Genomic DNA, 18139 nt, shown 5'->3' with positions numbered 1-18139 from the left:
TGCTTAGGTTGGCTGGCCTATTAGCTTAGTGCGCAGTCGGTCAGGCAGAGAGTAGGTCAGTATTCTTTTCACTACGGTGCCGTACTGGTGCCCAAAACTACCTGTGTTGTAACCTATGCCGTGTTTGCGGCATACCGCCTGAACTTTGTCGGAAATCTCCGGGTAACGGTGTGCCGGCAGATCCGGGAAAACATGGTGTTCGATCTGATAGCTCAAGTGTCCGCTGAGCAGATGTACCCATTTGCTGCCGGTAAAGTTTGAGGAGCCGGTAAGCTGGCGTAAATACCAGTGTCCCTTGCTCTCATTTTCGCAGTCTTTTGCGTTAAAGGTTTCAGCATCCTGAGTGAAGTGCCCGCAGAAGATCACGGTGGACGACCACAAGTTGCGCATCAGATTGGCCCCAAGGTTACCCGCCAGTACGATGGGTGCTACGGGTAGCGTAATAAGCGGGAAGAATACATAGTCTTTGAACGCCTGCCTGCCGCCTTTACGCAGGAAATCCTTGAGAAACGGAAGTTTGTCTCTCAAGCGGATCTCGCCGCGTCGTATCCGCTCGAACTCCAGTTCGTGCAAGCTAACACCCCATTGGAAAAACACGCTCAACAGAATGTAGTTTAGAAACTGCAGGCTGTGGGCCGGGTGCCATTTTTCATCATCACTCAGACGCAGCAGGGCGTAGCCGTAGTCACGGTCTTTACCGATGATGTTGGTGTAGGTGTGGTGCTCGAAATTGTGGGTTCGTCGCCAGGAGTCTGATGAACACGCGGTGTCCCACTCGTAGGTTTGCGAGTGTAGAGATGGGTCGTTCATCCAGTCATACTGGCCATGCATTACATTGTGGCCAATTTCCATGTTTTCTATGATTTTAGAAAGACCGAGAGAAACCGTTGCCGCCACAAAAACGGGTGGGATGAAGCCGAACGGCATCATTACCCTACCTCCCACTTCAAGGGCACGGTGCAAGCGGATGACTCGGCGTATGTAGCGCGCATCCCGCTCTCCCAAGTCTGCGAGAACCTCATCACGAATGGTGTTCAGGTCTTGCTCCAGTTCTTGGAGCTGTACCTCTGTCATCTGTTTCATAGTCTTGCTCCTTAAACGTCGATAGTTACAGGGCCATGGGGAATGGATATACAAAGCTGAACGCTTTCCTCCCCAGAGCCGGAGGCTTTACCGGTGAGTCGATTGATGACTGTGCCGCTGGTTTTGCGGCAACTGCATTGGTGGCAAATACCCATGCGGCAGCCGTGGCGTGGTTTAAGGCCTGACGCCTCGGCGATTTCGAGTAGGCTGGCATCGCCCTCAGAGCTGGCTTCCAGATTGCTCTTGCCGAACTGCACTTTGCCGCCAAGAACCTGATCTGCCAGATCGGCGTTCAAAGCTGGAGTTGCCGAAGAAAAGAAAGTGCTGTGGATGTCCTTTTCGCGCACACCCTGCTGATGCAATAACTCATTGGCCAGATCCATCAGACCTTTTGGGCCGCACAGAAATACGCGCCTTGCTTTGAGGCCTGGCACAGCTTTTAGGTCTTGGCTTTTCAAGTAACGGGGCTTGTCGTTTTCATTGGTAGCGATAATGTTCAAGGTTAGAGCGCTGTAGCGGCTTGCAATAGCCTTCAAGCGCTCTTCCGCAATGACATCCCGCTGGGTGCGCACGAAATAAAGCAGGGTGACCGGTGCCCGGAAGTCGCGCGTGGCCATGGTTTCCAGTTGGCTAAGAATCGGTGTAATACCGCTGCCGCCAGCGATAAAGAGCACCGGCTGAGGCGTTTTTGGTAACAGGAAGTCTCCAAAGGCCTCTCCCAAACCTAACACCTGCCCCTGACCGAGGTGGTCATGCAGCCAGTTGGTTACCAGACCGCCGGGCAGTCGCTTGATGGTTAGGGTAACCAGTCCCTGTGTAGACCATAGCTCGGGGGAACTGGATAGGCTGAACGTGCGCGTGTGTTTAACGCCGTTAATCTCAACGCAGATGTTGACGTGTTGGCCCGCTTGAAAGCCAGCCCAGCGTGCTGCCGGTTTCAGTACAAATGTGCGTGTGTCAGCGGTTTCTTCAATAACCTGCTCGACCCTTGCAGGTGTTTGGCTTTGCACCAACATGGGGTCTAGCGTCTCCAGCAGTGGGTCAAAGAAGGCAGCCGGATCATTCCGATTAAAAAGCTGCTTTCCAAGCCAGTGCAGTGCGTTTGTTTGAGTGTTTCTTGCCAGCATGATGCTTTCTCCTTATGCGGCCTAACCTAATGTGTACGCTTGTGCACATATTGTGTACGACTGTACACATGGGTGTGTGAGCAAACAATGGGAAGCTTTTCGTTGGCACGAAATGACAAGCATTTGATACTTTATTTTTTATGTATGTGTACACTTGTTACCCTAACCCAACGATAAATGCGGTATGGGCAAGTCATGTCGGAAAGAAAAAAGCGCAAACCCGGGGAGACCCGTGAAAAGCTGATGAGTGCCGTGCTAACGCTAGTAGGCAAGGGGCGACATTTCGCCAGCCTAGGTATTCGTGAAGTAACGCGTCAGGCGGGTGTGGTACCTACTTCTTTTTACCGGCACTTTCGCAACATGGATGATTTGGGGTTGCAACTGGTCGATGAGCTTGGGCTGGTGCTGCGGCGAATGATGCGGGAGGCGCGTGAAAACGTCTTTCAGGCGGATAAGCTTATTGAAGAGTCGGTAGGGATTTTTGTCAGCCATGCACAGGCTAACCGCAGTTTCTTTTTGTTTATGGCCCAAGGGTTGGCGGGGGAAAGCCGGGCTATTCAAGACGGCATTCGCAGTGAAATGCGATATTTTTCCACGGAGTTGGCGAACGACTTGCGGCGACTGAAACTGGCAGACCACCTTACTGACGGAGATCTTGAAATGACCTGCGATCTGGTGGTTCGCAGTGTCGCCTTCAGCCTTACCGACCTAATGGGCGTTTCGGCTGAAGACGAGTATCAGGTAGAGCAAATACGGAAGCGGACATGCCGCTTCCTTCAGCTCATCTTCGTTGGTGCTGCGCACTGGGATAACAAACAGGCCTAAGCTCAGGCCTTGCCGTTTTTACTTGCCCGCGCTTTTTTAGGCCTCCGCTTGGGCGGCAGAATTAGCGCTTCTAGTTCATCCAACGCTTCTCCGGTATACACCGCCAGTTTTTGCATGCTGGGCAAGGTGTCCCGGCAACCGGTAAATCCGAAATTCAGTGCTCCCGCATAGCTTAGGCAAGTAATATTCAGAGCACCGCCGTGAGCTATCAATGAAACCGGATACATGGCCTCCAGCTTGGCGCCCTCGTAATACAAGGATTCTTGCGGGCCGGGTACGTTGGATATGGTCACGTTGAACACGGGGCGCATGCGCCCGCCAAGGCCAGACAAAAGCTGCAGGATATAGGGCGACATCAGCAGCATGGTGTACTGGGTGAGGGCGCTCTTGGGCAGCTTTTGTAAGTGCTCTTTTGCCCGGTTTGTGGAGGCAATGATGCTCTGTAAGCGGGTAAGTGGGTCGGCCTCGTTGGTTGCGAGGGTGGCGATCATGAAGCTTATCGCCGTGCCTGTGCCTTGATCATCTGCTGGCCGGATGTTGACCGGAATACCTGCTGTAAGTGGGGTCTCCGGCAGATCATTCTGCTCCAGCAAAAAACGCCGAAGTGCTGTGCCACACAGGTACAGAACTATGTCGTTCAGAGAAGATTTGGATGCATGAGCCAGTTCTTTCAGGCGGTCAAGCTTGTAGTGCTGGGTGGCGAACCGGCGCTGGCCGGTCACCCGATGGTTAATCTTCGAGACTGGCCCGACAAAGGGTGCGGTAGGGCCAGCCTCCGGATGGCGAGCAGATTGCACGAGGCGGTTCCCGGCGCGCCATAGAGTGGGCGCCATATCTGCTTGCAGCTTAACGGCATCCAGTGCCTGAGAAAATACAGAGGGGACGCTTTGCCTCGATTCGCCTTTGCGCGGCTTGAGCCTTTCTGGACGCATGGCCCAGGGCGGCAACATACCCTTTTCATTAGGATCCTTACTCAAAACCCGCTGCAGCAAACGCACGCCACTGATGCCATCAATCATCGAGTGATGCATTTTCGTGTAGAGGGCAAACCGGTTGTTTTCTAACCCCTCTATCACGTGACACTCCCAAAGCGGGCGAGCGAAATCCAAAGGATTGGAGTGTAAGCGTGATACTAGAACGCCAAGCTCCCGTTCACCGCCGGGCTTGGGAAGAGCTGAGTGGCGCACGTGGTAGTCAAGGTCGAGGTTCTTGTCGACCTTCCAAGCGGGAGCTATTAGCCGCCCCAGTGTGCCGGACCATGCAAGCTTGGCGCACCAGGGGTGTGCAATCTCGCCAGTCTCCTTCATGCTGGTAACCATATCGCGAAGGAAGGTGTCGGGCGCGTCTTCCGGCAATGAAAAGATCAACATGTTGCCGACATGCATTGGCGTGTCTTCAGACTCTACGGCTAACCATGAGGCATCAAGTGTTCCCAGGCGTTTCATTCCTTAAGCACCTCTGCCCGGTTCGGGGCGTCAAAGAGTGTCTTTTATTTGTTGTCTGCAAGTATACGGGTTACCGCTTACTCAGACGATCATTGATGTAAAAAAATATCTTCAAACCATTTCAGAGGTTTTATACAAGGTTGCGACTATCAGGCTCCCGAAAGTGTAGCGCTTGTGTTAGTTTCACAACGTTAAACGAATAACAAATAACAACATCCGGAGGCATTGTGGAATCCAGCCCACTGATCTCAGCAGGACTGCCGATTGCATTGTTCATTATCATGATTGGTATAGGCATGACCCTGACCATTCGCGATTTTCGCCAAGTGGCGGTTTATCCCAAAGGCCTAATTGTCGGAACCCTAACGCAGATTTTGTTGATGCCTTTGGTGGCGTTTGCATTGGCGTCTCTATTAGCAGTGCCGCCCGCCATTGCGGTGGGCTTGGTGATTATTGCCGCGTGCCCCGGAGGCACTACCTCCAACCTCTTTGTGTTGCTTGCCAGAGGCAACATAGCGCTGTCGATTGTGCTGACCGTTAGTGCGAGTTTGATCACCATTCTCACACTTCCGCTGTTTACCAATGTGGCGTTGCAGTTCTACATGGGCACGGAGGAAGATATTGTTCTGCCGGTGTGGAAAACCATCGGTATGCTGGTTGGAATCGTGCTGTTCCCGGTGGCAATCGGTATGCAGGTGCGCTCACGTAAGCCAGAGGTGGCGCGCAAGGCTGAAAGTATTGTGAGTGTGTTCGGCGGCGTTGTACTTGCCTTGTTGATCGTTGCGCTTATGTATGGGGCGCGGGACCAGATTTGGGAATTGCTCAAGCAGGCAGGGCCAGCAACCATTTTGCTGAATGCAGCGGGTATTTTTATCGGCTTGCTTGCGGGCCGTATGGCGGGGCTGACCCAACGAGAATCTCTGGCCGTTGCTGTAGAGTTGGGGGTGAAAAATGGCACGATTGCTCTGATGGTGACCCTCACGTTACTGGAGTCCAGCGCCATGTCGATACCGGCCGCCGTTTATGGCGTACTCATGTTCCCCATCGGCTTTTTGCTTGCTATGTACGGTCGGCGCCTCATTCCCAAAGCCAGCGCCGAGCTTTCGAAGTAAGGAGAAATAGCGTTTGCCGGCGCTTGTGCGCCGGCAGGGGTTTTTGGCTTACATCCAGCCGTCTTTATCCACCCGTGTGGGTTCCATGCTGCCCGCGTGGTAGTCGATTTCCAGTTCTTGCCCCTCGGCGTTGTCTCCCTCCACTTCAATCTCGCCCTTGGCGTTGATTTTGATGTCTTCAATGCGGTTAATGCCTTGTTTTGCACTGGCATCAATGTACTTTTCAACATCCGCGGCAGTCAGGCCCCAAGGGCCGTCATTTCGCTTGCGGCGCTCTTCTTTTTGAATGGTGCCATCGCTATCGATGTCTAGCTCTACATACCATTGCCCATCTACCCAGCCTTCAATCTCCATGCGGCCATCGTCGTCGCGATCATCTTCCAGTTCAATGCTGTGGAAGTGCGAAATGCCATAGTCGGATCCAATCTGGATCGCCCGCTTGGCGTCGTCAACAGTGCCGGATGCGAAAGCCAGTGGCGCGGTAACAAGGCTTGCGGTCAGTGCGGTTGCTATGAGTGTTTTCATGGTATTGCTCCTGATTCAATGATGGTGGAGTGTGTTTCAATCGTCTTTTAAAAGCGTTCTTGGACGTGCTCCTGTGGGAAGACTTCCTGAACGTTGAGTGCATCTTAGGTAAGGGCTGCTTGCAGGAGAGTGAGTGTTTCGTTCATGGTTCATTCATGTTGGCTCTGACAAAATGACCCTATGAAAAATTTACCCTGCTATCTTCTGAAACTGATCATCCCCACAGCCGCATTCATTGCCGCAGCCTTAGCCATAGCCTTTTGCCTAACAGCCGCTGTGCCAGCCTCTGCAGATGAAGACTGGCGCAAGCTCCATGAAGAGGTGCAAGCAGGCCGAATAAAGCCGTTAGGTGAGATTTTGGACAGCCTGCTCCGGGACTGGGAAGGTCAGGTCATTGACGTGGAGTTTGAAGAAGACAATGGCATGCGGCTTTATGAAATTGAATTGCTGGGCTCCGAGGGGCAGGTCGTCGAGTTTGAAGTGAATGCGGTCACGGGTGAGCTTATCGGCATTGAAGGTAACAACATCAACGGAATGAAACGCCAATGAAAATTTTACTGGTAGAAGACGATGAACCTCTGGCCCTTGGGCTTGCATCGTCGTTACAGGATGCTGGCCTATTGGTGGAAATTGCAGGCGATGGTCGCACTGCGGATTTTATGATCAGTACCGAGCGTTATGATGCGGTTATTCTCGATTTGGGCCTGCCCGACGGCAACGGAGCGCAATGGTTGTCGGGGTGGCGCGAGCAGGGTATTGAACTACCGATTCTGATTTTGACGGCCAGAGAACGCTGGTCTGATAAAGCTGCTGGCTTTTCTGCCGGAGCTGACGATTACGTCACCAAGCCGTTCGAAACGGCAGAAATCTTGTTCCGTTTGAGAGCTTTGGTTCGCCGGGCTCATGGACATGCCCATCCGGTTATTCGGGTAGGGGATATTTGCCTTGATACCCACAGCGCCCAAGTAACCCGCGCTGGCATGCCGGTATCCCTGACCGCTCAGGAGTTGAGATTGCTTTCCCACCTTGTACACGCTGCGCCTCGCGTGGTCAGCCGAGCGGAATTAACCGAGCACGTGTATGACGGTGATACAGAGCCGGATTCCAATGTGATTGATGTGCAGGTCAGCCGCCTTCGGCGAAAACTGGGTAGCCAGAGTATTGAAACCCTGCGGGGTCAGGGCTATCGAATGGTTACGGATACCAGCGAGGAATCATGATGTTGGCAGACCGACTGCGTCGCCTTCCCATAGCTACACGGATGCTGGTATCTGCGCTGGTTTTGGTTGTACTGGTTCTACCCGCTGCCGGTTCCTTGCTGTCGTGGAACTTTCGCGAGGCGGTGAACACAGCCTTCAATGAACGGTTGGAGTCGCTGCTTAACGTAGTGATCGCCGGGGTTAGCTACGATATCCATCAGGATGCTCTGGTAACCAATAGGCAGTTGGGAGACTCCCGCTTTGATCGTGTATTCTCCGGATGGTATTGGCAGGTTCGTGACGATGGCCAGCGGGTACTTACTTCCCGCTCGTTGTGGGATCAAAGGCTGGCGGTGTCTCAAGAGCCCGACATGGCGTTTCGAACCATCGCTGGCCCCAGAGGGAAACAACTTCGCTTGCTGGAACGGGACATTCGTTTGCCCAACCTCAACGATGTTCTGCATGTTCAGGTGGCTGCGAGTCTGGATGAGGTAGATGCCCAGGTTGCGCGATTCCAGACTTTATTATGGCTCTCTCTGGCAACACTGGGCGGGCTACTGATTGTGCTAATCGGCTTGCAGATCCGCTGGGGATTAGCGCCCCTGCGCCGAATTGAGCAAAGCTTGAAGGCGGTAGAGCAGGGTCGGCAACCGTCAGTTGAGACCGATCTGCCACGAGAGCTGGCGCGCCTGGCAGATGCCATTAATACGGTATTGGAAAGAGACCAACGCCTGATGGAACGGGGCAGAACCGCTGCGGGAAATCTGGCCCATGCCTTGAAAACCCCGGTTGCCGTGTTGGGCACTCTGGCAGAACGCTTACCGCGTGAACAGAAAGCGGCCATGCAGGCAGAGCTCAAGCGTTTGGATGAAGCCATACGGCATCATCTCGCCCGCGCGTCGGCAGCGGGGCCGGTGACTCTGGGCGCGGAACAGGAGGTAACCACCGTACTTGCGCCGGTAATTGAAGGCGTCCAGCGTTTGGCTGGAAGACGCGGATTGGTGTTTCAGAGTGATTTACAGGAAGGGCTTCAGGTACGGATTGACGCACAGGACTTGCAGGAAATTGTCGGGAACCTGCTGGAAAATGCCATCAACTGGGCCAAGGGTTGCATCAGCTTGACGGGCACTGTAGAGGGTGGCTGGCTGGTGCTCAGCGTTTCCGATGACGGCCCCGGTATGTCACCAGAAACACGTGAGCAGGCCCTGAGCCGGGGCGGCAAGTTGGATGAAACAAGATCCGGCTCCGGGCTGGGGCTGTCGATTGTTACTGAGCTGGCGGCGTTACACGGTGGCGACCTCAGGCTGGGCGAAAGCACTTTGGGCGGCTTGCACGCGGAAGTGGTCTTGCCACTGACTCACTTACGCTCAGGACGTTAACGGCGGCGGGTGCGGGCAGTGGTATTCATCAACTACCGTACCTTCATCCACGCTTTCCAGATGCACATCAAACCCCCACAGCCTGTGCGCATGCCGCAGCACTTCTTCTGTATCCTTGCCCAAAGGCACTCTGTTTACAGGTACGTGCCTGAGCATCAAAGAACGATCACCACGAACGTCCACATTCCAGACCTGAATATTGGGCTCCCGGTGGCTGAGGTTGTATTGGCGGGCCAGCTTCTCCCGCAGTTCCCGGTAGCCAGGCTCATCGTGAATGGCGGTTACCTTGTAGCTGTCTTCCTGATCATCATCTTCAACGGCAAAAAGCTTTAAATCCCGCATCACTTTGGGTGACAGAAACTGTTGAATAAAGCTCTCGTCTTTGAAGTTGGCCATGGCAAAGTGCAGGGTTTTTACCCAGTCAGTACCAGCAATATCGGGAAACCATTCGCGATCTTCATCTGTAGGTGCTTCGCAGATTCGCCGTAGATCCGTAAAGATAGAAAACCCGAGGGTGTAAGGATTGATGCCGGAATACCAGGGGCTATTGAACGGCGGCTGATACACCACAGCGGTATGGCTTTGCAGGAACTCCAGCATGAAACCGTCAGTGACCAAACCTTTTTCGTACATTCTGTTCAGCAGGGTGTAATGCCAGAAGGTGGCCCAGCCTTCGTTCATTACCTGCGTTTGGCGCTGCGGATAAAAATATTGCGCCAGTTTGCGCACAATCCGGATGATTTCCCTCTGCCAGGTTTCCAGTAGGGGCGCGTTTTTCTCGATGAAGTACAACAGGTTTTCCTGAGGCTCCTCCGGGTAGCGTTTTTTGCGCGTTATCGGGTCTTCGTCCTCATCCATTTTCGGAATGGTGCGCCACAGATCGTTCACGCGGCGTTGCAGATATTCCTCCCGTTCTGCTTGGCGCAGGACTTCTTTAGCAGCCGAAATCGGGGCGGGCCGCTTATAGCGATCAACGCCATGGTTCATCAATGCATGGCAGGAATCCAGTATTTGCTCCACCGCATCCACGCCGTGGCGCTCTTCGCATTCAGAAACATAATGTCGGGCAAACACCAGATAATCAATAATGGCGCTGGCATCTGTCCATGTGCGGAACAGGTAGTTGCCTTTAAAAAACGAGTTGTGGCCATAACAGGCGTGGGCAATCACCAGTGCCTGCATAGGCAGGGTGTTTTCTTCCATCAGGTAGGCAATGCAGGGGTTAGAGTTAATCACAATCTCATAGGCCAGCCCCATCTGCCCCCGCTGGTAGCCTTTGGAGGTACTAAGAAACTGCTTGCCGAAAGACCAGTGATTGTAGCCAACCGGCATGCCAACGGAGCTGTAGGCGTCCATCATCTGCTCGGCGCTGATCACCTCAACTTGATTGGGGTAGGTGTCTAGGCCGAACTCGGCGGCGCACTTGGCAATTTCCTCATCGTATTGCCGGATCAGCTCGAAGGTCCATTCCGATCCGGTGGAAACCGGTTTGCGAGTTGCCGGGCTGTCGCTGCCCGGAGCATTGGGGCGATCTATGGCGTCACTCATGCCGCTTTCCTCTCAAAAAGCCTGCGAAAGACCGGGTAGATCTCGCTGGGCTCCGCAATCTGTTGTTGCGCAAAACTTCCGGGGAACTGCTCCTGCACCCGCTCATATTCGTACCAGAGCATCTGGTGATCTTGGGGCGTAATCTCTACATAAGCGTAATACTGCACCAATGGAAGAATGCTGTCGGTCAGAAGCTTGCCACACACCGGCGAGTCGTCGTTCCAGTTGTCGCCATCGGATGCCTGAGCTGCGTAGATGTTCCACTCGGCCGGGGAGTAGCGGGATTCGATGATCTTGTGCATCAGCTTCAGAGCGCTGGAAACAATTGTGCCGCCGGTTTCACGGGAATAGAAAAACTCTTCTTCGTCCACTTCCTTGGCGCTGGTGTGGTGGCGAATGAACACCACGTCGATTTTTTTATAGTTCTTCTTCAAGAATAGGTACAGCAGGATGAAAAACCGCTTGGCGGTGTCTTTATGCATCTGCGTCATAGAGCCGGAAACGTCCATCAGGCAGAACATCACAGCGCTGGTTGCAGGCTTGGGTTGCTTTAAATGCTGGCGGTAACGCAGGTCGATTTCATCAATAAACGGAATCCGTTTCACATTGGCTTTCAGCCGTGCGATTTCGTCTTCGAGTGCTTTAACCTGATCCTCATGGCTGAACGCAGCGTCCAGATCAGCGGTCGCGCTTTTTAGCTCCGCAAGCTGAGCCTCAAGCTCGCGAATCTTTTTCTTGCGGGCACCGCCAAGGCCGAGGCGGCGCGCGTGGGCGCCACGCAGTGACCTTACAACGTCGAGCTTGGCGGGCACACCCTGAGTGCTGAATCCGGAACGCACGTAATTGAATGCTTCGGTGTCTTTGAGCTTTTTGCGAACAAGGTTAGGAAGCTCCAAATCGTCAAACAGGAAGTTCAAGAACTCTTCCTGCGTTATCTGGAAAGCAAATTCATCCATGCCCTCGCCATCGGGGCTGGCTTGGCCTTGCCCCTGACCTTGGCCCTCACCACCTTCTGGTTTGGGTAGCCGATCTCCGGTTACAAACTCCTGATTTCCCGGGTGAACCATCTCCCGGTGACCGCCTTGGCCGTGGTGAAACACAGGCTCATCAATATCCCGCGAGGGAATGCTAATGCTCTCCCCCCGTTCTATGTCAGTGATAGAACGCCGGTGCACCGCGTCCGAAACCGCCTTTTTTATGTGATGCCGGTAGCGGCGCAAAAACCGCTCCCGGTTCACCGCGCTTTTGTTTTTGCCGTTCAGTCGTCGGTCGACTATGTGGGTCATACCCATAATTCACACTCCACTTACAGGTTCCGGCCTAGGATGGCAGGCTCGTTTATAGAGCCTGCCATCCTGCTAGTGAGACTTGCGAACCCGCAGGTACCACTCTGCCAGCAGGCGCACCTGCTTCTCCGTATAGCCACGATCGACCATGCGTTCGACGAACTGTTTGTGCTTGTTCTGATCCTCCTGGCTGGCTTTAGGGTTGAACGAAATAACCGGCAGCAAGTCTTCGGTGTTGGAGAACATTTTCTTCTCGATCACGCTGCGCAGCTTTTCATAGCTGAGCCAGGATGGGTTTTCGCCCTGATTGTTGGCTCGCGCCCGCAGTACAAAGTTGACCACCTCGTTGCGGAAATCCTTGGGGTTGCTGATGCCCGCCGGCTTTTCGATTTTCTCCAGTTCCTCGTTGATGGAAGAACGGTCGAGGATTTCGCCAGTTTCCGGATCCCGGAATTCCTGATCCTGAATCCACAGGTCGGCATAGGTTACGTAGCGGTCAAACAGGTTTTGCCCGTACTCGCTGTAGCTTTCCAGATAGGCCGTCTGGATTTCTTTACCGATAAACTGAACGTAATGGGGTGCCAGGAATTCCTTGATGAAGCGCAGATAGCGCTCTTGAACGTCTGGCGCGAACTGCTCCTGTTCAATCTGCTTTTCAATCACATACAGCAGGTGCACCGGGTTGGCGGCCACTTCAGTGGTGTCGAAGTTAAACACCTTGGAGAGAATCTTGAAGGCGAACCGGGTCGAGAGGCCGTCCATACCCTCGTTTACGCCCGCTGCATCCCGATATTCTTGAATGGATTTGGCTTTGGGGTCTGTATCTTTAATGTTCTGGCCGTCATAGACCCGCATTTTGGAGAAAATGCTGGAATTTTCAGGCTCCTTAATACGCGAGAGAACTGAAAACTGGGCCAGCATGTCCAGTGTGTCCGGGGCGCAGGGCGACCCAGCCAGAGAGCTGTTTTGCAGAAGCTTTTTGTATATCTCGATCTCTTCCGTAACCCGCACGCAGTAAGGCACCTTGACGATATACACCCGGTCAAGAAAGGCCTCGTTGTGCTTGTTGTTGCGGAAGGTTTGCCATTCCGACTCGTTGGAGTGGGCCAGAATAACGCCATCAAAGGGCACCGAACCCATGCCTTCGGTGGTGTTGTAGTTACCCTCTTGAGTCGCGGTTAACAACGGGTGCAGCACTTTGATGGGGGCTTTGAACATCTCCACAAATTCCATCAGCCCCTGATTGGCTTTGCACAGGCCGCCGCTGAAACTGTAGGCGTCGGGATCATCCTGTGAATAATCCTCCAGCATGCGGATGTTCACCTTGCCCACAAGGGCAGAGATATCCTGATTGTTGTCGTCCCCTGGCTCGGTTTTAGAGACGGCAACCTGGTCTAGAACGGAAGGGTATTTCTTCACCACGCGGAATTGGCTAATGTCGCCGCCAAATTCGTGCAGCCGCTTAACTGCCCAAGGCGACATGATGTTTTTCAAGTAGCGGGAAGGAATGCCATATTCTTCTTCCAGAATGGCGGCATCTTCTGCCGGATCGAAAAGCCCCAGAGGCGACTCGTTAACGGGGGAGCCCTTGATTGCGTAGAAGGGCACCTTTTGCATCAGGTACTTCAGCTTCTCTGCCAGCGATGACTTACCACCACCAACCGGCCCAAGCAGATACAGAATCTGTTTCTTTTCTTCCAGACCCTGAGCTGCGTGCCTGAAGAACGATACTATGTTCTCCACAGCTTCTTCCATGCCGTAGAACTCGGAAAACTCCGGATAGCGTTTGATGATTTTGTTGGAAAAGATGCGCGACAGACGTGCATCGCGGGAAGTATCGACAAATTCGGGTTCGCCGATGGCAATCAGTAACCGTTCTGCAGCCGTGGCGTAGGCCGCTGGGTCGTTTTTGCAGATCTCTAGGTATTCTTCAAGACTGTACTCTTCTTCTTGGGTGCTCTCATACCGGTTTTTGAATTGCTGCAGTATGCTCATTGGTAGCCCCTCGCTCGCTGTTCTTCAGCTTTCAGTGCACGCAGTATCCCCGTTAAGTTACGGTCGCCACGACGGCGATTCGCTTTGGTTATAGGTGAATGGAAGTATCGGTTTTGGCCTGTCACGATCTGTGTCGGGTTTTGACCTATTCAATCTGAGCTTAGTTCACGGTCACGAGGTTGGACAGGCTGTTAATGGTTAAGGTTCATTAAATTATGTTACCGCTGGGCTGCTGGCCTCAGCGTTTAGTCAGTCTGAATACGCTCTCTGTTGCACCAATAAGGCCTTTGCGCTTGGTGAACGGGTGGTCGTTGGGCAGCGTGTTGGTAAGAATGTGCTCAATCTCGTAATCCGGTGAATAGAGTTCGCGAACCTCTTCATCGCTCACGTTAAACGGTGGCGGACTGATTTTTGTGCCGTAGTCGAGGGTGATAAGCAAAATGCGTGTGCCATCGGGGATGACGGCCGTAAGATGTTCCACATAGGCTTTGCGCATTGAAGGTGGCAGGGCAATGAGCGCAGCACGGTCGTATACCAAGCGACTGTGCTTTAAGTCATCTGGCACCAATTGAAAGAAATCGCCGCACCAGAGCTGCAGGCTTTCATGCTTGAATTTGGTGAAGGGCTCGCTTGGGTGCACCATGGCTTTCTCGCCCGCCTCCTCAAAAAAGTCTTTACAGGCGATTTCACTCAGCTCTACACCAATAACCGGGTGCCCGCGATCGTGCAGCCACCACATATCGTGGGCTTTGCCGCACAAGGGTACAAAAACACCCTCAGTGCCGCCGCCAGAAAGCTCGGGCCAGTGATCGTATAAAAACTTGTTGACGGAGCCTTCGTGAAAGCCGATTTCCTTTTTGCTCCAGCGCTCGTGCCAGAATTCGTGTTCCATAGTTTCGATTCTCTTATTTGGATGTTTGATTCAGTCTACCTTAATCTCAGTGTTTATTGATGAAGGAGAAAAGTATGAAAGCCGTGTTTTTGGATGCCACTACGCTTGGCAATGATGTGGATTTTGCGCCTATTGAGCGCGTGACTGGCGGCCTTGTGAAACATGGGGCTACAGCGCCAGAACAGGTGGCTGAACGAATTCGGGGTTTTGATACGGTGTTGGTCAACAAGGTGGTACTCGGGCGCGAGCACTTTGAACACAGCCCCGAGCTAAAAACCATAGCGGTTGTGGCCACTGGGTTGAACAACATAGATCTAAATGCCGCCAAAGACCACGGCATACAGGTGCTGAACGTGACGAACTACGGGCGCTCCACGGTAGCCCAGCACACCATGGCGCTGATTTTGGCTTTAGCAACGCGCTTGCTGGATTACGATCGGGATGTGCGGGCAGGGCGCTGGGCGCAGAGCGACATGTTTTGCCTAATGAACCACCCCATCATGGAGCTGGAAGGCCGAACTTTAGGTATTGTGGGCTACGGTGACTTAGGCCAAGGTGTGGCCGAGCGAGCCAAAGCCTTTGGTATGAAGATATTGCTCGGCGCGCGGCCGGGGCAGGCAACAGGCAAGGTTGATGGCTACTCACGGATTCCGCTGGATGAGCTTTTGCCTCAAGTTGATGTGCTCTCGCTGCACTGTCTTCTTACCGATGAAACCCGCAACCTGATTGGCGCACGTGAGTTGCAGATGATGAAGCCGGACGCTCTTTTAATTAACACCAGCCGTGGCGGCCTTGTGGATGAAGGCGCTCTTGCGAACGCCTTACGTGAAGGCATTATTAGGGGTGCCGGTTTTGATGTTCTGACCGAGGAGCCGCCGCGCAATGGCAATGCCCTGCTTGCTGAAGATATTCCGAATCTCATCATTACACCGCACTCGGCATGGGCCAGCCGCGAAGCACGACAACGCATTGTGGATATCACAGCGCACAACCTTGCTTCGGTTTCTTGATCTATCAACAGGCAATGTTGTGCAGGGAGAGAGGGTGTGCGAGAGGTAATGGCTTGACAGCACTGCGGTATATGATTGTGGCCGCTTTTTCGACGGTGCTTGTGTCGGGGTGCTCGTCATTCCAGCACCGCGACCAGTTGGCTTTGTTTAACGCCGCTTATGTGACCGGTGATTACGACGCTGCGCTGAAAGCAGTGAGCTTCCCTGCGCCTGAAAACAAAGCTGTCGACACTCAAGAGCATTTGCTAGAACTGCTGCATCAGGGGGAAATGTACCGCCTGACCGATCGAAACAGTGAATCCACAAAAGCCTACGACCTCGCTGAAGAGGGAATGAAAGGCCAAGATACCATGGGGCTGCTGGCAAGCACTGCGGAAGGCTTGATGGCGGTGATGGTTAATGACTCAGAGCGAGACTACAAGGCTTTGCTGTCAGAAGCTGTTCTGGTGAACACCTACAAAGGGCTGGCGTTTCTTGCATCGGGCAATAATGATTATGCCCGAGTGGAATTTAACCGGGCCAATGATCGTACCAGACGCGCTGTTGAGTATTTTCGTAAGGAGATTGCTGCACAACAGGCCGCCTTGAAGCATGAAGCGGAGGGGGGAAGCCAAAAAGCCTCTATGGTTCGCAACAGCCTTCAGAGCGGCAGTTTTCAATCAGCGGTCGACAACCGCTATGGTGCGCCTTCGAAATGGTCTGTTTTCCCGGAGTTCATCGTGCCTTTCAGCACCTACCTGCACGGCCTTTATTTTCTCGCGAATGCCGAAGGCGGTTCAGACTACGAACGTGCTGTGACCTCACTTGCCCGAGTGGCAGAAATGAGCCCCGGGAATAGGATGCTGCAAGCAGATGCGGACCTAGCTGAGAGCCTTGCCTCGGGCGCGCAGAGCTTGCAAACCCTGCCGCCGCAGGTGTGGATTGTGTATGAGAACGGACTGGGTCCGGTGCTTAGGGAATCGCGTTTGGATGTGCCGTTGTTTTTGACCTACGGTAACCAACAAGTGCCCTCGTATTTTAGCATTGCCTTACCTGTATACACTGACCGCTCTGCGGTACCCGGGAGCATCGGCGCAGCAGATTCCTCCGGCGAGGTAATACGAACCGAGCGCATTTCGGATATGGGCAAAGTTGTCCGTACCGAAATGAAGGAGCGTTTTTCAGGCATACTCACCAGAGCGGTTACCTCTGCTATCAGCAAAGCGGTTCTTCAGAGAGAAGCAGCTGAGCAATTTGGCCCTGTGGGGCAACTTTTCGCCGCGGTGCTGACCATAGCAACCACTCAGGCTGACTTGCGCAGCTGGCAGGCGCTGCCGAACCACTGGCAGACTGCCCGCACTGATCGCCCGGAAAACGGAACCCTGTCACTGCTGGATCATAGGGGGGAGACGCTGGGCGCGCTGGAAATTCCGCAACAGCCATTTACTCTGGTGTATGTGAAACGCCCGACGTTACAGGCACCGGCAACGGTGATTATTATGGATTTGCAAGGTGGAGCTGAGGCGGCTTTTGCGCGTTTACCCAAGTGGTATGAGTAGTAGCATGAGCTTTCACAGCAATATAGATAAGCTGATTAACACAAAACAGGACGCACCTTATGAAATCAGTATTGTTCGCCAGCTTGCTGGTTCTTGGTTTGGCAGGCTGTGCTTCGCAACCCGAAGTAAGTAACTTATTGGCCGATAGGCAAGAGCTGAAGGTAGACCCGGAAGTTATTTACATCACCGCCGTAACAGAGCTCTTTGAGGAGCGCGTGCCCCAGCCCGATGGGGAGAGCCTTCTGCAGATACAGTTCGCGGTTGAGGCGAGATCAGACGCAGAGTTGGCGTGGAAGGTGACCTGGTTTGATGCCAAGGGTATGACTGTGCCCGGCGTTGGTGAAGGCTACCGAAAAGCGAGCTTGCTAACAGGGCAAACCCGCTATTTTAAGGCGACGGCACCCCACTCAAGGGCTACCAGTTACCAATTGCATCTTCGTGAGCCCAAATAAAAGGAAAACCTAATGTTGATACGCGCTGTTGTTATAACTGCAGGACTTGCGGTTCTGGCTGGCTGTGCCGCACCTACCCGCTACATCGATCCGGCTGCTGACGATGGCCCGGTTGCCATGACCATGGATTACCGGGATTTTGAAAAAGCGGCGACCGATGCCGTTGAAGACATGCTTGCAAGCGGAGCCGTAAATAATCCAAATGGTGGCCGTTACATAATGGTGGTCAGCCGTATTACCAACGACACCATGCAACGGATCGACACAGACCAATTAACCAAGAAAATCCGGGTGGCGCTTTTACGCTCAGGCAAGGTTGTAACCACCACGGCGGTTGGCCTTAATGGCGCTGAAGACGAAATGACCCAGAAAGCGCGTGAGCTGAGGGAATCTGAGGAGTTCGACCAGTCTACCGTACAAAGTAAGGGTACGCTTCAGGCGCCGGATTTAAGCCTCTCCGGAAAGATTCTTCAGCGTAACCATAAGGTCGGGAAAGAGCAGCAGGTGGAATATTACATCCAACTGTCTCTAACGGAGTTGGCATCCGGTCTGGCCATTTGGGAAGGTGAAACTCCCATCATCAAGCGGGGCCCTAACAAGTCCGTTACTTGGTAGGGCTGATGCGCCGCAATGGCGCGGTAAAGTTGCACTGGTGCATGGAATCCGACAGGCCTGCTTTCCTATGCCTCTGAAAGTAGGCCATACTCATTTTGTTTCGTATCC

General features: G+C 53.4%; 17 protein-coding genes. 9 read left to right on the top strand and 8 right to left on the bottom strand.

The features are described from left to right. Window positions 1-3 precede the first annotated feature (3 nt). Window positions 4-1083, bottom strand: a complete 1080-nt coding sequence (locus FE845_RS03915; RefSeq protein WP_200361904.1) for a fatty acid desaturase family protein — start codon at window positions 1081-1083, stop codon at window positions 4-6. Between the two features lie 11 nt (window positions 1084-1094). Continuing rightward, entirely contained in the window at window positions 1095-2210 is a 1116-nt protein-coding gene (locus tag FE845_RS03910) for a ferredoxin reductase (protein ID WP_200361903.1), read from the bottom strand. Window positions 2211-2405: 195 nt separating this feature from the next. Between FE845_RS03910 and FE845_RS03905 the strand changes: the two genes are divergently transcribed. Continuing rightward, entirely contained in the window at window positions 2406-3035 is a 630-nt protein-coding gene (locus tag FE845_RS03905) for a TetR family transcriptional regulator (RefSeq protein WP_200361902.1), read from the top strand. Window positions 3036-3037: 2 nt separating this feature from the next. On the opposite strand, the gene FE845_RS03900 is transcribed toward FE845_RS03905, so the two are convergent. After that, complete coding sequence (locus tag FE845_RS03900) at window positions 3038-4480, bottom strand: WS/DGAT/MGAT family O-acyltransferase (protein WP_200361901.1); 1443 nt, start codon at window positions 4478-4480, stop codon at window positions 3038-3040. Between the two features lie 227 nt (window positions 4481-4707). Here FE845_RS03900 and FE845_RS03895 point away from each other — a divergent pair, with 227 nt between their 5' ends. After that, window positions 4708-5592: a bile acid:sodium symporter family protein gene (locus FE845_RS03895; protein WP_200361900.1), complete on the top strand. Its 885-nt coding sequence runs from the start codon at window positions 4708-4710 to the stop codon at window positions 5590-5592. A gap of 48 nt (window positions 5593-5640) precedes the next feature. Here the strand turns inward: FE845_RS03895 and FE845_RS03890 are convergent, their stop codons facing one another. Beyond that, window positions 5641-6117 (bottom strand): hypothetical protein, encoded by a 477-nt coding sequence (locus FE845_RS03890; protein WP_200361899.1) that lies wholly within the window; start codon window positions 6115-6117, stop codon window positions 5641-5643. A gap of 180 nt (window positions 6118-6297) precedes the next feature. On the opposite strand from FE845_RS03890, the gene FE845_RS03885 reads away from it, so the two are divergent. Genes FE845_RS03885 through FE845_RS03875 form a run of 3 tightly spaced genes read left to right on the top strand, consistent with a single transcriptional unit; the run spans window position 6298 to window position 8695 of the window. After that, window positions 6298-6666 (top strand): PepSY domain-containing protein, encoded by a 369-nt coding sequence (locus tag FE845_RS03885; RefSeq protein WP_200361898.1) that lies wholly within the window; start codon window positions 6298-6300, stop codon window positions 6664-6666. Beyond that, window positions 6663-7337 (top strand): response regulator transcription factor, encoded by a 675-nt coding sequence (locus FE845_RS03880; protein ID WP_200361897.1) that lies wholly within the window; start codon window positions 6663-6665, stop codon window positions 7335-7337. The genes FE845_RS03885 and FE845_RS03880 overlap by 4 nt, the downstream gene beginning before the upstream one ends. After that, the gene (locus tag FE845_RS03875) at window positions 7334-8695 is read left to right on the top strand and encodes a sensor histidine kinase (RefSeq protein ID WP_227714075.1); all 1362 of its coding nucleotides are present in this window, start codon (window positions 7334-7336) and stop codon (window positions 8693-8695) included. Before FE845_RS03880 ends, FE845_RS03875 begins: the two co-directional genes overlap by 4 nt. Here the strand turns inward: FE845_RS03875 and FE845_RS03870 are convergent. From FE845_RS03870 to tmpT, 4 genes are all read right to left on the bottom strand, one after another. Beyond that, entirely contained in the window at window positions 8684-10243 is a 1560-nt protein-coding gene (locus FE845_RS03870; RefSeq protein WP_200361896.1) for a SpoVR family protein, read from the bottom strand. The two genes, FE845_RS03875 and FE845_RS03870, sit on opposite strands and share 12 nt — an antisense overlap. Then, a complete protein-coding gene (locus FE845_RS03865; protein ID WP_227714126.1) occupies window positions 10240-11529 on the bottom strand; it encodes a YeaH/YhbH family protein in 1290 nt (429 codons plus the stop codon). The genes FE845_RS03870 and FE845_RS03865 overlap by 4 nt, the downstream gene beginning before the upstream one ends. A gap of 72 nt (window positions 11530-11601) precedes the next feature. Then, window positions 11602-13524 carry a PrkA family serine protein kinase gene (locus FE845_RS03860; protein ID WP_200361894.1) on the bottom strand — a complete coding sequence of 641 codons (1923 nt, stop codon included), beginning with the start codon at window positions 13522-13524 and terminating at the stop codon, window positions 11602-11604. A gap of 238 nt (window positions 13525-13762) precedes the next feature. Next, window positions 13763-14416, bottom strand: coding sequence for a thiopurine S-methyltransferase (tmpT, locus tag FE845_RS03855; protein WP_200361893.1), 654 nt, complete (start codon window positions 14414-14416; stop codon window positions 13763-13765). Between the two features lie 74 nt (window positions 14417-14490). Here tmpT and FE845_RS03850 point away from each other — a divergent pair, with 74 nt between their 5' ends. The 4 genes from FE845_RS03850 to lpoB are packed head-to-tail and all read left to right on the top strand — an operon-like array spanning window position 14491 to window position 18031. Beyond that, on the top strand, window positions 14491-15426 hold the full coding sequence (locus tag FE845_RS03850) for a D-2-hydroxyacid dehydrogenase (RefSeq protein ID WP_200361892.1): 936 nt from the start codon (window positions 14491-14493) through the stop codon (window positions 15424-15426). A 53-nt stretch (window positions 15427-15479) separates the two neighbouring features. Further along, entirely contained in the window at window positions 15480-16964 is a 1485-nt protein-coding gene (locus FE845_RS03845) for a COG3014 family protein (protein ID WP_227714074.1), read from the top strand. Window positions 16965-17023: 59 nt separating this feature from the next. Continuing rightward, entirely contained in the window at window positions 17024-17416 is a 393-nt protein-coding gene (locus FE845_RS03840; RefSeq protein WP_200361891.1) for a YcfL family protein, read from the top strand. 12 nt (window positions 17417-17428) lie between these two features. Further along, on the top strand, window positions 17429-18031 hold the full coding sequence (gene lpoB / locus FE845_RS03835) for a penicillin-binding protein activator LpoB (protein WP_200361890.1): 603 nt from the start codon (window positions 17429-17431) through the stop codon (window positions 18029-18031). The last annotated feature ends 108 nt before the right edge of the window (window positions 18032-18139 follow it).

This window comes from Marinobacter sp. 1-4A (assembly GCF_016597725.1).
Taxonomy (GTDB): domain Bacteria; phylum Pseudomonadota; class Gammaproteobacteria; order Pseudomonadales; family Oleiphilaceae; genus Marinobacter.
The sequence above is the reverse complement of the archived record's forward strand: the minus strand, read 5'-3'. Positions and strand labels throughout refer to the sequence as shown.